We start from the raw sequence: 14373 nt of genomic DNA on the forward strand, positions 1-14373 counted from the left end.
GCATGGGAGCGCGCCGCGCGGCCGTTTCGGGCAGGCGGGCCTTTCCATCGGGGCCGGCTTCCGCGAAAATGGGCGGCCGCATGGCGCGGTATGCCCGGTTCCATCCGGCAGGCGCACTGCCTTCGGCAGTGCGCTCCTCCGCCGTCCGACCTTCCTGACCCACGCATCGCGACACGCGTGCGGCCGCCATCGTTTTTCCGTTCGCTCGAGGTATCGAATGAATTTCCACGAATACCAGGCCAAAGAACTGTTCGCGCAGTACGGCATCGCCGTTCCGCCGGGCAAGGTCGCCAACTCCCCCGACGCCGCCGTCGATGCCGCCAAGGCGCTCGGCGGTTCCCAGTGGATGGTCAAGGCGCAGATCCACGCCGGCGGCCGCGGCAAGTCCGGCGGCGTCAAGTTCTGCCGCAGCTTCGACGACGTGCGTGCCGCCGCCAAGGGCATGCTGGGCACCAACATGGAAACCTACCAGTCGGCCGGCCGCGCGCTGCCGGTGAACCTGGTGCTGGTCACCGACGCCACCGACATTGCCCGCGAGCTGTACCTGTCGATCCTGGTCGATCGTGATTCCAAGGCCGTCTCGTTCATCGCCTCCAAGCACGGCGGCGTGGACATCGAGCAGGTGGCGAAAGAAACCCCCGAAGACATCCACACCATCGTGGTCGACTTCGTCGAAGGGCTGCAGCCGTACCAGTGCCGCCAGCTCGGCTTCGCGATGGACCTCAACAACAAGCAGGTCAACCAGCTGACCAAGATCATGCTGGGCCTGTACAAGCTGTTCAACGAGCAGGACCTGGCCCTGGTCGAGCTGAACCCGCTGGCCGTGCTGGAAGACGGCAACCTCGCCGCGCTGGACGGCAAGGTCAACTCCGACGACAACGCCGAATACCGTCACCCGAACCTGGCCGCGATGCGCGACCTGACCCAGGAAGACGCCGCCGAAGCCGCCGCGCAGCAGAGCAACCTCAACTACGTGACGATGGACGGCAACATCGGCTGCATGGTCAACGGCGCCGGCCTGGCGATGGCGACCATGGACGTGATCAAGCTGGCGGGCGGCGAGCCGGCCAACTTCCTCGACGTGGGCGGCGGCGCCACCAAGGAACGCGTGACCGAGGCGTTCAAGCTGATCACCTCCTCGGACAAGGTCAACTGCATCCTGGTCAACATCTTCGGCGGCATCGTCCGCTGCGACATGATCGCCGAGGGCATCATCGCCGCGGTCAAGGAAGTGGGCCTGAAGATCCCCGTGGTGGTGCGTCTGCAGGGCACCAATGTCGATCAGGGCCGCGAACTGCTGGCCAACTCCGGCCTGGCGATCACGCCGGCGGACGATCTCAACGACGCGGCGCAGAAAGCCGTGGCTGCGGCCAAGGCCTGAGGAGCAATCGAAACATGAGCGTACTCGTCAACAAGAACACCAAGGTGCTGGTGCAGGGCTTCACCGGCCAGCAGGGCACCTTCCACGCACAGCAGTGCCTCGACTACGGCACCCAGGTCGTCGGCGGCGTGACCCCGGGCAAGGGCGGCTCCGAGCACATCGGCCTGCCGGTCTTCAACTCGGTCGATGAAGCCGTGCTGCAGACCGGCGCCGATGCGTCGGTGATCTTCGTGCCGCCGCCGTTCGCGGCCGACTCGATCCTCGAAGCGATCGACGCCGGCATCAAGACCATCGTGGCGATCACCGAAGGCATCCCGGTACTGGACATGTTGCGCGTCAAGAACGTGCTGCAGCAACATCCGGAGATCGTGCTGATCGGGCCGAACTGCCCCGGCATCATCACCCCCGGCGAATGCAAGATCGGCATCATGCCCGGCCACATCCACAGCAAGGGCAGGGTCGGCGTGGTCTCGCGCTCCGGCACGCTGACCTATGAAGCGGTGTTCCAGACCACCAACGAAGGCCTCGGCCAGAGCACGGTGATCGGCATCGGCGGCGACCCGATCAACGGCCTCAACTTCATCGACTGCCTGAAGCTGTTCCAGGACGACCCGCAGACCGAAGGCATCATCATGGTCGGCGAGATCGGCGGCAGCGCCGAGGAAGACGCGGCCGAGTTCATCGGCGAGTACGTGAAGAAGCCGGTGGTCTCGTTCATCGCCGGCGCTTCGGCCCCGGCCGGCAAGCGCATGGGCCATGCCGGTGCGATCATCTCCGGCGGCAAGGGCACCGCCGCGGCGAAGTTCGCCGCGCTGGAGAAGGCCGGCGTCACCACGGTGAAGTCACCCGCCGACCTGGGCAAGACGCTCGCGAAGCTGATGAAGTAAGCCTGGTGGCGTGATGTTGATGAAAGGCCGCGCATTGCGCGGCCTTTTGTTTTGGTGCGTGCCCCCATCCGCCCTTCGGGCACCTTCCCCCGCTGGCGGGGGAAGGGAGATCGTGGTGCTGCTGTTGTTTCCTTCCCCCGCGAGCGAGGGAAGGGAGATCGTGACGCTGCTGTTGTTTCCTTCCTCCGCTAGCGGGGGAAGGTGCCCGACAGGGCGGATGGGGGGCGCTCTCACAAGCTCCCGATACAACCCCACACTCCCCGTGGAAGACTCCTCTGCCCGAACCCGACCGTACTCGCCAAGCTGGGGGCCCTCGAACACCGCCGAACGAGAGCCTGCATGCGCGACCATGCCAAGACCACCTTTGCGCGCCAGCTGCGCCGCGCCATGACACCGGCCGAACACCATCTCTGGGCGCGCCTGCGGCAGCGACAGCTGGGCGGCTGCCGGTTTCGCCGCCAGCATCCGCTCGGTCCATATATCGTCGATTTCGCTTGCCTGGAAAAACACCTGGTGGTCGAGGTCGATGGCTCTGGGCACCTGGATTCGGTGGCCGACGTCGGGCGTGATGACTGGTTGCGGCAGCACGGATTCACGGTGGTGCGCTGCTGGAATCATGACGTGCTTGATCGCACGGAGCTGGTGCTGGAGGTGATTCTGGGGGCGTTGGGGTAGGGCGCTTCCCCCATCCGCCCTGTCGGGCACCTTCCCCCGCGTTGCGGGGGAAGGAAGCACGCGGCCATTTTCCTTCCTCCGCTTGCGGGGGAAGGTGCCCGACAGGGCGGATGGGGGCACGCTCCCCTTCTTGAATTACCATTGCCCGGATAACTCCCAAGGAATGCACGCCGTCATGGCAAAGTTGCGTCTGGCACTGGCCCAACACGATTTTTCGGTCGGTGCGGTGGCGGCGAATGCCGCCAAGGTCGGCGAGCTCATTGCGCTCGCCCGCGCCGGCGGCGCCGCGCTGGTGGCGTTTCCCGAGCTGACCCTGAGCGGCTACCCGCCGGAGGATCTGCTGCTGCGGCCGAGCTTCCTCGCCGCTTGCGACAGCGAGCTGGCGGCGCTGGCTGCAGCCACCCATGGCATCGCGGCCCTGGTCGGCCATCCGCACAGCGAGGGCGAGGTGTTCAACGCGGCCAGCGTGTTGCGTGACGGCCGGGTCGAGTGCACCGCGCACAAGCAGGCGTTGCCGAATTACGGCGTGTTCGACGACAAGCGTTACTTCCGCCCGGGTCATGCCTCGCTCACCACGGTGATCGATGGCACCTGCATCGGCCTGCTGATCTGCGAGGACGTGTGGCAAGCCGAGCCGGCCGCGCAGGCTGCCGCTGCGGGTGCCGAGCTGATCGTGGTGACCAACGCCTCGCCGTGGGATGCACGCAAGCAGGTCGAGCGTGAGGCGGTGCTGCAGGCACGGGCGCGGGAAACCGGCTGCGCGATCGTCTACCTGAACCTGGTCGGCGGCCAGGACGAGGTGGTCTACGACGGCAGTTCGATGCTGGTCAACGGCGACGGTTCGATTGCCGCGCGCGCGCCGGCCTTCGTCGATGCGCTGCTGTGGGCCGAATTCGATCCGGCCACGCGCACGCTCGCGGCGCAGGACTGGCCGGTCGCGGTCGACGAATTACCGGAGGCCACGCTGTACGCCGCCCTGGTGCGCGGCACCCGCGACTACATCGACAAGAACCGCTTTGCCGGCGTGCTGCTGGGGTTGTCCGGCGGCATCGACTCGGCGCTGACCCTGGCGCTGGCGGTGGACGCGCTGGGCGCCGAGCGCGTCACCGCGGTGATGATGCCCACGCGCTACACCTCGCAGTTGTCGCTGGACGGTGCGCGCGCCCAGGCGGAGAAACTCGGCGTCGACTACCACGTGATCGACATCGAACCGACCTACCGCTCGTTCGTCGACGCGTTGACTCCCGCGTTCGCCGGCAAACCCGCGGACACCACCGAGGAAAACCTGCAGTCGCGCACCCGTGGCGTGATGCTGATGGCGCTGAGCAACAAGCACGGCCGGCTGCTGCTGGCCACCGGCAACAAGAGCGAGATGGCGGTCGGCTACGCGACCTTGTACGGCGACATGTGCGGTGCCTATGCGCCGCTGAAGGATGTCTACAAGACCGTGGTGTATCGCCTCTCGCGCTGGCGCAATGCGCAGGCAGACGCCGCGGATCGTGGCGACATGATTCCGTCTGCAGTCATCGAGCGCCCGCCCTCTGCCGAGTTGCGCGACAACCAGACCGACCAGGATTCGCTGCCGGCCTACGACGAACTGGACGCGATCCTCGAGCGCTTCATCGAACGCGAACAGTCGCAGGCGGAGATCGTGGCGCAGGGCTTTGCGGCCGAGACGGTGCGCCGGGTGGTGCGGCTGGTGCTGCTGAACGAGTTCAAGCGCCGCCAGTCCGCGCCGGGACCGCGCGTGACCACCCGCGCGTTTGGTCGCGAGCGGCGTTATCCGATCACTTCCGGCTGGCATTGAGCGGGCACAAAAAAAGCCGGCGATCGCTCGCCGGCTTTCTGACTGCATTCACCGATCGACTCAGTGATGGCCCGAGAACGGCACCATCTTGCGCAGGGTGGACGGTGCATGCGGCCACTTGGCGTCGGTGAGGTAGGGGTGATTCGGGTAGTTCATGGCCAGCACCTGGCGGCTCTGCTCGGCCAGCGCCTTCTGGTCCAGCGCCAGGTAGCTGCGGGTGAGGATGGCCAGGGCGTCGCCGGTCTGCGGCGCCTGCTGGTAATGCTCGACCACGTACTGGGCACGGTCGGCGGAGGCGACGTACGCCTTGTTGCGCAGATAGAACTCGGCCACGTTGATCTCGTACTGGGCCAGGATGTTGCGCAGGTAGATCATCCGCTGGCGCGCGTCGGCGGTGTAGGCGCTGTCCGGGAAACGCCGCGACAGCTCGGAGAAGTCGTCGAACGACTGCAGGTTGTAGCCCTGGTCGCGGCGCGAATCCTTGTCCGAGCGGGGGAACCAGCGCTCCAGCACGGTGCCGGTGCGATCGAAATTGATCAGACCGCGCAGGTAATAGGCATAATCGACGTGTTTGTTGGCCGGATAGGTCTTGATGAAGCGGTTCACCGTCGACAGGGCATCATCGGGCTGGTTGTCCTTGTACTGAGAGTAGGCCAGGTCCAGCTGGGCCTGTTCGTTGTACTCACCGGACGGGAAGCGGGCGATCAGGCGCTGGTAGGCCTTGGTGGCTGCGGCGTAATCTGCGTTTTCCAGCGAGTTGTGCGCGTTGTCGTACAGCGCCTCCAGCGGCATCGTGTCGATGTTCTGCTTCGACTTGAACATCGAACATGCGCTCATCGACATCGCGGCCACCAGCAGCACGAGCAATTTCATCACAGTCATTTTGGACATCGGCAGCTTCGGCGAGTCGATTGTTGGGCGCATAAGGAAGGAATTCAGATGTTTGAGCGAACAGGCATGATAGCCGAAACCGGTCGTCCCCCGCGGATGCCCGCATGACCACGATCCGGCACGAGGCACAGGTCCCGCTGACCGCGGCGGGACGCAGGTTCGACCAGGCTTTGGCCGAGATGTTCCCCGATTATTCGCGCTCGCGGCTCAGCGGCTGGATCAAGTCCGGCGCGGTAAGCCTCGACGGGGCGCAGGTGGCCGCGCGGCAGCTGCTGCGCGGCGGCGAGCTGGTGCGGCTGGAGGTGGAGCTGGAGAACGAGGTGTCGAGCGCCCCCGAAGCGATGGCGCTGGCGATCGTGCACGAGGACGAACACCTGCTGGTGCTGGACAAGCCGGCTGGGCTGGTCGTCCATCCGGGCGCGGGCAACCCGGTGGGGACCTTGCTCAACGGCCTGCTGCACCATGATCCGAAGCTGGCCGAGTTGCCCCGTGCGGGCATCGTGCATCGGCTGGACAAGGACACCTCCGGCCTGATGGTGGTGGCCAGGACCCTGCCCACGTACACCGCGCTGGTCGACCTGTTGTCGCGGCACGAGGTGGAACGCCAGTACGAGGCGGTGGTGCTGGGTACGATGGTGGCCGGCGGCACGGTGGACGAACCGATCGGCCGCAGCATGGGTGACCGGCTGCGCCAGGCGGTGCGCGACGAGGAAGACGGCAAGCGGGCGGTCACCCATTACCGGCTGCGCGAGCGCTTCCGCGCCCACAGCCTGCTGCAATGCCAGCTGGAGACCGGTCGCACCCACCAGATCCGGGTGCACATGGCGCACATCGGCCATCCGCTGATCGGCGATCCGCTTTACGGCGGCGGCCTGAAGCTGCCCAGGGGAGCCAGCGCGGAATTGATCGGCACCTTGCGCGGCTTTCGGCGGCAGGCACTGCACGCCGAGAAGCTGTCCTTCATCCACCCGGCCACGGGCGAGGAGATGTCCTTCAGCGCCGAACGTCCCGCAGACCAGCGCGTGCTGATCGAGGCCTTGCGGGAGGATCTGGCCGAGCACGGTTCGGAGCACTATTGACCGGCCGCGGGAACGCGGGCGACGAGTGTGCGATGCTTCGTGGCTCCCCGTTTCCCGATACCCGGCCTGATGACTGAAAGCTGGATCTTCCCTGATTGGCCCGCGCCACCCCAGGTGCGGGCCGCGATCACCACCCGGCTTGGCCCCGGCGTCTCGGCGCCGCCGTTCGATCGCTTCAATCTGGGCTTGCGCAGCGGTGACGCCCTTGACGCGGTGACCGCCAATCGCAGCGCCTTGTTGCAGTCGCTGCGCCTGCCGGCCGAGCCGCGCTGGTTGCAGCAGGTGCACGGCTGCGAGGTGGCCGAGCTGGGGCCACTGCCCGGCAAGGCCGAACCCCAGGCGGACGCGGCGGTTTCGCACATCCCCGGCACCGTGCTTTCGATCCTCACCGCCGACTGTCTGCCGGTGCTGTTCTGTGCCGATGATGGCGGCGAGATCGGTGCCGCTCACGCGGGCTGGCGTGGCCTGGCCGGCGGCGTGCTGGAGGCCACGGTGGGCCAGATGATCACGCCGTCGTCGCGATTGCTGGCGTGGCTGGGACCGTGCATCGGTGCTGCCTCGTACGAGGTGGGAGCCGAGGTGCGCGCCGCCTTCGTGGCGCACGATGCAGCCGCGGCCGGATGCTTCGTGGCCACGCGGCCCGGCCACTGGCTGTGCGACCTGGCCGGCCTGGCCCGGCAGCGGCTGGCCGCGGCCGGCGTGGCACGCATCCACGGCGGCGGGTTCGACACCTTCGCCGATGCGCGGTTCTACTCGTACCGTCGCTACGGCGTCCGCAGCGGGCGCTTCGCCAGCCTGGTCTGGCTCGACCGCGGCTGATCCCTAGGCGCGCAGCGTGCCCAGAAAATTCCTGCGCCACAGGGTGATGTCGTTGGTGCGCAGCACGTCCATCATCGCCTCCCAGCGGCGGCGACGCTCGGCCAGCGGCATCTTCAGGGCGAGTGCCAGCGCGTCGGCGACTTCCTCGGTGTCGGCGGGATTCACCAGCAGGGCTTCTTCCAGCTCCAGCGCGGCGCCGGCGAAGCGGGACAGCACCAGCACGCCGGGATCGGCCGGGTCCTGGCAGGCCACGTATTCCTTGGCCACCAGGTTCATGCCGTCGCGCAGCGGCGTCACCAGGCCGACCCGGGCGCTGCGGTAATAGCCGGCCAGCAATCGGTGCGGAAACGACTTGTTGATGTAGCGGATCGGCGCCCAGTCGGGCGTGGCGTACTTCCCGTTGATGTGGCCGGCGCTGCGCTCGAGTTCGTGGCGGATCGCGCGATACTCCAGCACGGCGCCGCGCGAGGGTGGCGCGATCTGCAGGAAGGTCACCTGCCGGTGCAGTTCGGGGTGGCGCTCCAGCAGCCGGGCATAACCCTGGAATCGTTGCGGCAGGCCCTTGGAGTAATCCAGCCGATCCACGCCGATGATCAGCGCGCGCCCTTCGAGGCTGTGTTGCAGCTGGGTGATTTCGCGGATCGAGGCTGCCCTGGCCGCCACGTCGGCGATGCCCCGGGTGTCGATGCTGATCGGGAACGCGCCGGCGCGGAACTGGCGGCCGTTCGGCATGCGCATGCGCCCGGCCAGGCGCATCACCGCGCCGGCCTCGTGCAGGAAATAGTCTTCCAGCGCGCGCAGGTCGCGACGGGTGTGCACGCCGACCAGATCGTAGCTGGCCAGGGTTTCCAGCAGTTCGCGGTGATTCGGCAGGGCGATCAGCAGGCCGGCGGCGGGCAGCGGCGTGTGCAGGAAGAATCCGATGCGGTTGTGCACGCCCCGGCGCCGCAGCATCGAGGCGAGCGGGATCAGGTGGTAGTCATGCACCCAGATGACGTCGTCCGGCTTGATCAGCTGCTGCAGTTTTTCCGCGAACACCTCGTTGACGCGCAGGTAGCCGGCCAGATGGCTGCGCCGGTAGTCGACCACGTCGGGCCGGTAGTGCAGCAGCGGCCACAGCGCGCCGTTGGCGAAGCCGGTGTAGAAGTCGTCGTGGTCGGTGCGGGAAAGGTCGATGGTGGCGTAGTCGATCTTTCCCTCCTGCTGCTGATGCAGTTCCGCGGCCGTCTCGCCGGCCACCTTGCCGCTCCAGCCAAACCACAGGCCGCCGTGTTCGTCGAGCGCGGCCAGCAACGCCGACGCCAGCCCGCCGGGCGCGCCCTGGCGGGGCAGCGCGACGCGATTGGAAACCACCACCAGCCGGCCGCCGGCCTTGCGCGCCGTCATCACAGGGCCTCCTCCCAGCGCCGCGACAGGCGCATCGCCGCCTGGATCAGGCCGACCAGGGAATAGGTCTGCGGGTAGTTGCCCCAGTGTTCGCCGGTGGCCGGGGCAAGGTCCTCCGACAGCAGGCCCAGCGCGTTCCGCTGTTTCAGCATGTGCTCGAACAGCGCCCGCGCCCGTTCCCTGCGTCCGGTGGCGGCCAGCGCCTCGATGTACCAGAACGTGCAGATGTTGAAGCTGGTTTCCGGCGCGCCGAAATCGTCCGGGGCGATGTAGCGGAACAGGTAGTCGCCGCGGCCCAGCGCCAGGCCGATCGCGTCGACCGTGGCCACGAAACGCGGATCGGTGGCTTCGAGAAAACCGATGTCGGCCAGCAACAACAGGCTGGCGTCCAGGTGCTCGCCATCGTAGGCGTCGACGAAGTGACCGAGTTTCCCGTTCCAGGCACGGGCCTCGATGCGTCCATGCAGTTGCACTGCCTCCTCGTGCCAGTAGCGTGCGCGCTCGTCCAGGCCCAGCTCGGTGGCGATGTGCGCCAGCCGGTCGCAGGCGGCCCAGCACATCGCTGCCGAGTAAGTATGGACGGCCACGCGCCCGCGGTATTCCCACAGTCCGGCATCGGGTTGTTCGGCCACGCGCAGCGCCATCTCGCCCATGCGCTCGAGCCGGCGAAAGGTCACTTCGTCGCCGCGATGTTCCAGCCGGCGGTCGAAGAACAGCTGGGTCGAGGCGAGCACCACCGAGCCGTAGACATCGTTCTGGCGCTGGCGCCACGCGTCGTTGCCCACCCGTACCGGACCCATGCCGCGGTAGCCGGCGAGCGTCTCCACCTGGCGCTCGGGCAGCTCGCTCTCGAAGGTGATGCCGAACACCGGACCGAGCTCGCCTTCAGCGAGCTGGGCGACCAGGTTGAAGGTGTAGCGGATGTACTCCTCCATCGTGCGGGTCGCGCCGAGGCGATTCAGCGCGCGCACGGTGAAGGCGGCGTCGCGCAGCCAGCAGTAGCGATAGTCCCAGTTGCGCGCGCTGCCGGCCGATTCGGGTATCGACGTGGTCAGCGCCGCCACGATCGCGCCGGTGGCTTCGTACTGGCAGAGCTTCAGGGTGATCGCGGCGCGGATCACCGCCTCCTGCCATTCGTAGGGAATCGACAGGTAGCGGGCCCATTCGCGCCAGTAGTCCAGCGTCCGTTCCAGCGCCAGATGGACGAAGTCGGCCACGTTCGTGTCGACGGTTTCGTCGGGGCCGAACACGAAGTGGGCCGGTCGGTCGAGTCCGAACGGCAGCTGGCGTTCGACCAGCGGCGGCGCGACGTCGATGGTGAGGCGCTGCACCACGTCGCTGAGCAGGTAGCGGATGTGATTGCTGCCGGCGGTGGTGGCTGGCGCGCGTGCGCCGTACTCGCACAGCGGGCGCATGCGCACGCGGATGCGCGGCGAACCCGCGATGGGCGCGACCCGGCGCACCAGCATCTCCGGGTGATAGAAGCGGCCGTTCAGGCGATGCCGCGGCGCGAAGTCGGTGATCTCGATGGCGCCGCCGTGACGGTCGAACAGGCGCGTCACCAGCACCGCGGTGTTGGCCAGGTAGAACTGCTCGACGTGATCGAAGTCCTCCAGTTCGATCGCCCAGTCGCCGCCCCCGCCGGTGGGCGAAAGCAGGCTGCAGAAACTGGCGTCGGCATCGAAGCGCGGCAGGCAGCACCACACGATGCGCGCATGCGGGTCGATCAGCGCGGCAACGCTGCCGTTGCCGATCACGCCAAGCTCAAGGCTGGCGTGCAGGGCCTCCGTGGGGAACTCGGGCATGGGTAGGGACTCCGTGCGTCAGTGCGTGCAGGACGCGGGTCAGCCAGGCTTCGGTGGCAGCCGGGCCGGGCAGGGTGAAGTGGGCGGCGCTGGGGGCGCGCTCGCCGATGCGGATGCTGATGCCGTGTCGACGATTGACCGCGTCGAAGGCGTGCTCGTCGGTGAGGTCGTCGCCGAGGTAGACCGGGGTGCGGCCGGCAAACGGTGCGCGCTGCAGCAGCTCCAGCACGGCGCGGCCTTTGTCCATGCCCGCCGGCTTGAACTCCAGCACCTGATGGCCGGGCTGCAACTCGTAGCCGGGCAGCCGCGCGATCAGTTCGGCGGCGGCGCCGTGCAGGCGGGCCAGTTGCGCCGGCGCGCGGCGACAGTGCAGCGCGATCGCCAGCTGCTTGTCCTCCACCTGCACGCCGTCGAACCGCGCGGCCAGCGCCCGTGCCTCGCGGTGCATGCGATCCTGGCTGGCCTGCGGCACGCTGAGGCGGCGGAAGCTGCCGCTGGCCTGGCGCAGCTCCAGCCCGTGCAGGCCGATCGCTGCCCAGCGCGGGCGCTCGAAGAGCCGGTCGAGATCATCCAGTTCGCGTCCGCTGACCAGCGCCAGCGCGCCGTCGGTTGCCGCATGCAGCTCGTGCAGCAGGGCCAGCAAGGCGGAGCTGACGCGCACCGAACGCGGATCGTCGGCAAAGTCGAGCAAGGTGCCGTCGACGTCGAACAGCAGCGCCCAGCGGGCGTCGGCAGCGGGCAGCGGGGGAGCCGGCAGGCCGGGGCGTGGCGATGCGGTGGAGGGGCGTGGAGTTGACATCGCATCCACCGTAACAAGCCGAATGTGAAAGGCCGGACATGCCGCTCACGCCGTCGCCGTGGACGGGCCAGCTTGAATCGTGCTTCGCCGTCCGCATTTTTGCGTCAGTGGCGGATGCACCGCCAAACCAGCTTCGGGGATCTTCGACATGCGGATGGACAAACTCACCTCGCGGTTCCAGCAGGCGCTGGCCGACGCGCAATCGCTGGCCGTGGGCCGCGACAACAACATGCTTGAACCGGTGCACGTGATGGCGGCGCTGCTGGGCCAGCAGGGCGGCTCCACGGCGCCGCTGCTGACCCAGGCCCAGGTCAACGTGCCGATGCTCACGCAGCGGGTGAACGAAATGCTCGAGCGCCTGCCTCGGGTCAGCGGGCAGGAAGGCAACATCAACCTGGGCAACGACCTCAACCGCCTGCTCAACCTCACCGACAAGCTGGCCCAGCAGCGCGGCGACCAGTTCATCGCCAGCGAGCTGTTCGTGCTGGCCGCGCTGGAGGACAAGGGCGAACTGGGCGCGGCGCTGAAGGCGGCCGGTGCGAACAAGGCGAATCTGGAAGCGGCCATCGACAAGCTGCGCGGCGGCGAGAAGGTGCAGAGCGAGAACGCCGAGGAGCAGCGCCAGGCGCTGGAGAAATACTGCATCGACCTGACCGAACGCGCCGAGCGCAACAAGCTCGATCCGGTGATCGGCCGCGACGAGGAAATCCGCCGCACCATCCAGGTGCTGCAGCGGCGCACCAAGAATAACCCGGTACTGATCGGCGAACCCGGCGTGGGCAAGACCGCGATCGTCGAGGGTCTGGCCCAGCGCATCATCAAGGGCGAGGTGCCCGAGGGCCTGCGCGACCGCCGCGTGCTGGCGCTGGACATGGGCGCGCTGATCGCCGGCGCCAAGTTCCGCGGCGAGTTCGAGGAGCGGCTGAAGGCCGTGCTCAGCGACCTGTCGAAACAGGAAGGCCGGGTGATCCTGTTCATCGACGAGCTGCACACCATGGTCGGCGCCGGCAAGGGCGACGGCGCCATGGATGCGGGCAACATGCTCAAGCCCGCGCTGGCGCGCGGCGAGCTGCACTGCATCGGCGCGACCACGCTGGACGAGTACCGCAAGTACATCGAGAAGGACGCGGCGCTGGAGCGGCGCTTCCAGAAGGTGTTCGTGGGCGAGCCGAGTGTCGAGGACACCATCGCGATCCTGCGCGGGTTGAAGGAGCGCTACGCCGTGCACCACGGCGTGGAAATCACCGACCCGGCAATTGTCGCCGCGGCTACGCTGTCGCACCGCTACATCGCCGATCGCCAGCTGCCGGACAAGGCGATCGACCTGATGGACGAGGCCGCCTCGCGCATCCGCATGGAGATCGACTCCAAGCCGGAGGAGCTCGATCGGCTGGAGCGCCGGCTGATCCAGCTGAAGATCCAGCGCGAGATGCTGAAGAAGGAAAAGGACAGCGAGTCGAAGCAGCGCCTGGCCGATCTGGAAACCGACATCGACAAGCTCGAGCGCGAGTTCTCCGACCTCAACGAAATCTGGAAGTCCGAAAAGGCGTCGCTGCAGGGCACGACCCGGGTCAAGGAACAGATCGAGCAGGCACACCAGGAGCTGGAGTCCGCCCAGCGCCGGCAGGACTACGCGAAGATGAGCGAAATCCAGTACGGCAAGCTGCCCGAACTGGAAAAGCAGCTCGCCGCGGCGCAGGCCGCCGAGACGCAGGACTTCAAGCTGGTGCAGACGAAAGTCACCGCCGAGGAAATCGCCGAGGTGGTGGCGCGCTGGACCGGTATCCCGGTCAGCAAGATGCTCGAAGGCGAGCGCGACAAGCTGTTGAAGATGGAGGACGAACTGCACCAGCGCGTGGTCGGCCAGGACGAGGCGGTGCACGCGGTGGCCGATGCGATCCGTCGCTCGCGCGCGGGGCTGTCCGATCCGAACCGCCCGAACGGTTCGTTCCTGTTCCTCGGCCCGACCGGCGTGGGCAAGACCGAGCTGTGCAAGGCGCTGGCCGAGTTCATGTTCGACACCACCGACGCGATGGTGCGCATCGACATGAGCGAATTCATGGAGAAGCACTCCGTCTCGCGCCTGGTCGGTGCGCCTCCCGGCTACGTCGGCTATGAGGAGGGTGGTTACCTCACCGAGGCGGTGCGTCGCCGGCCGTACAGCGTGATCCTGCTGGACGAGGTGGAGAAGGCGCACCCGGATGTGTTCAACATCCTGCTGCAGGTGCTCGACGACGGCCGCCTCACCGATGGCCAGGGCCGCACCGTGGACTTCCGCAACACGGTCATCGTGATGACCTCGAACCTGGGTTCGCAGATGATCCAGGACGCGGCGGAAAATGGCGGCGACGAGGAGGAGCAGTACACCCAGATGAAGGCGTCGGTGATGGGTGTGGTGCAGGCGCATTTCCGTCCAGAGTTCATCAACCGGCTGGACGAGATCGTGGTGTTCCGTCCGCTGGACAAGACGCAGATCCGCGCCATCGCGAAGATCCAGCTGCAGTATCTGGAGCGGCGGCTGGCCGAGCGTCAGCTGAAGCTCGACATCGCGGACGACGCACTGGCCCTGCTCGGCAACGTGGGCTTCGATCCGGTCTACGGTGCGCGGCCGCTGAAGCGGGCAATCCAGCAGCAACTGGAGAATCCGCTGGCCAGGCAGATTCTGGAAGGACAGTTCCAGCCGGGCGATACGGTCGGCGTGGCCGCCGAGGGCGGACAGCTGGTGTTTCGCAAGTCCTGATGCGGCGCCGGCAGTCCGGTTCGCCTGAACGAAACAGGGCCATCCTCGCCGGATGGCCCCGTGGTTTGCTCGATGCGGCCTCCGCCCCGGTGGGGCGGTCGCCC

General features: G+C 67.5%; 11 protein-coding genes. 7 read left to right on the forward strand and 4 right to left on the reverse strand.

Features of this window, described 5'->3' with window-relative positions:
* Positions 1-154 precede the first annotated feature (154 nt).
* The 4 genes from sucC to AC3A56_RS15685 all read left to right on the forward strand — a co-directional run bounded on the left by sucC (position 155) and on the right by AC3A56_RS15685 (position 4750).
* Entirely contained in the window at positions 155-1381 is a 1227-nt protein-coding gene (gene sucC, locus AC3A56_RS15670) for an ADP-forming succinate--CoA ligase subunit beta (RefSeq protein WP_255357486.1), read from the forward strand.
* Positions 1382-1395: 14 nt separating this feature from the next.
* Complete coding sequence (gene sucD, locus AC3A56_RS15675; RefSeq protein ID WP_056766918.1) at positions 1396-2268, forward strand: succinate--CoA ligase subunit alpha; 873 nt, start codon at positions 1396-1398, stop codon at positions 2266-2268.
* Between the two features lie 339 nt (positions 2269-2607).
* On the forward strand, positions 2608-2943 hold the full coding sequence (locus AC3A56_RS15680) for an endonuclease domain-containing protein (RefSeq protein WP_056717279.1): 336 nt from the start codon (positions 2608-2610) through the stop codon (positions 2941-2943).
* 175 nt (positions 2944-3118) lie between these two features.
* Positions 3119-4750, forward strand: a complete 1632-nt coding sequence (locus AC3A56_RS15685) for an NAD+ synthase (RefSeq protein WP_056767011.1) — start codon at positions 3119-3121, stop codon at positions 4748-4750.
* Positions 4751-4810: 60 nt separating this feature from the next.
* Here AC3A56_RS15685 and AC3A56_RS15690 read toward each other — a convergent pair whose 3' ends face one another.
* Entirely contained in the window at positions 4811-5641 is an 831-nt protein-coding gene (locus AC3A56_RS15690) for an outer membrane protein assembly factor BamD (RefSeq protein ID WP_157582180.1), read from the reverse strand.
* 104 nt (positions 5642-5745) lie between these two features.
* Between AC3A56_RS15690 and rluD the strand changes: the two genes are divergently transcribed.
* Complete coding sequence (gene rluD, locus AC3A56_RS15695; protein WP_056766922.1) at positions 5746-6720, forward strand: 23S rRNA pseudouridine(1911/1915/1917) synthase RluD; 975 nt, start codon at positions 5746-5748, stop codon at positions 6718-6720.
* A 69-nt stretch (positions 6721-6789) separates the two neighbouring features.
* Entirely contained in the window at positions 6790-7539 is a 750-nt protein-coding gene (gene pgeF / locus AC3A56_RS15700) for a peptidoglycan editing factor PgeF (RefSeq protein WP_487770965.1), read from the forward strand.
* A gap of 3 nt (positions 7540-7542) precedes the next feature.
* Here the strand turns inward: pgeF and otsA are convergent, their stop codons facing one another.
* The 3 genes from otsA to otsB are packed head-to-tail and all read right to left on the reverse strand — an operon-like array spanning position 7543 to position 11529.
* Positions 7543-8925 carry an alpha,alpha-trehalose-phosphate synthase (UDP-forming) gene (gene otsA / locus AC3A56_RS15705; RefSeq protein WP_487770966.1) on the reverse strand — a complete coding sequence of 461 codons (1383 nt, stop codon included), beginning with the start codon at positions 8923-8925 and terminating at the stop codon, positions 7543-7545.
* Positions 8925-10730, reverse strand: a complete 1806-nt coding sequence (locus tag AC3A56_RS15710) for a glycoside hydrolase family 15 protein (protein WP_487770967.1) — start codon at positions 10728-10730, stop codon at positions 8925-8927. Before AC3A56_RS15710 ends, otsA begins: the two co-directional genes overlap by 1 nt.
* Positions 10690-11529, reverse strand: a complete 840-nt coding sequence (otsB, locus tag AC3A56_RS15715; protein WP_487770968.1) for a trehalose-phosphatase — start codon at positions 11527-11529, stop codon at positions 10690-10692. The genes AC3A56_RS15710 and otsB overlap by 41 nt, the downstream gene beginning before the upstream one ends.
* 148 nt (positions 11530-11677) lie before the next feature.
* Here otsB and clpB point away from each other — a divergent pair, with 148 nt between their 5' ends.
* Positions 11678-14269: an ATP-dependent chaperone ClpB gene (gene clpB, locus AC3A56_RS15720; protein ID WP_487770969.1), complete on the forward strand. Its 2592-nt coding sequence runs from the start codon at positions 11678-11680 to the stop codon at positions 14267-14269.
* The last annotated feature ends 104 nt before the right edge of the window (positions 14270-14373 follow it).

It is taken from the genome of Rhodanobacter sp. Soil_C_14 (assembly GCF_057657335.1).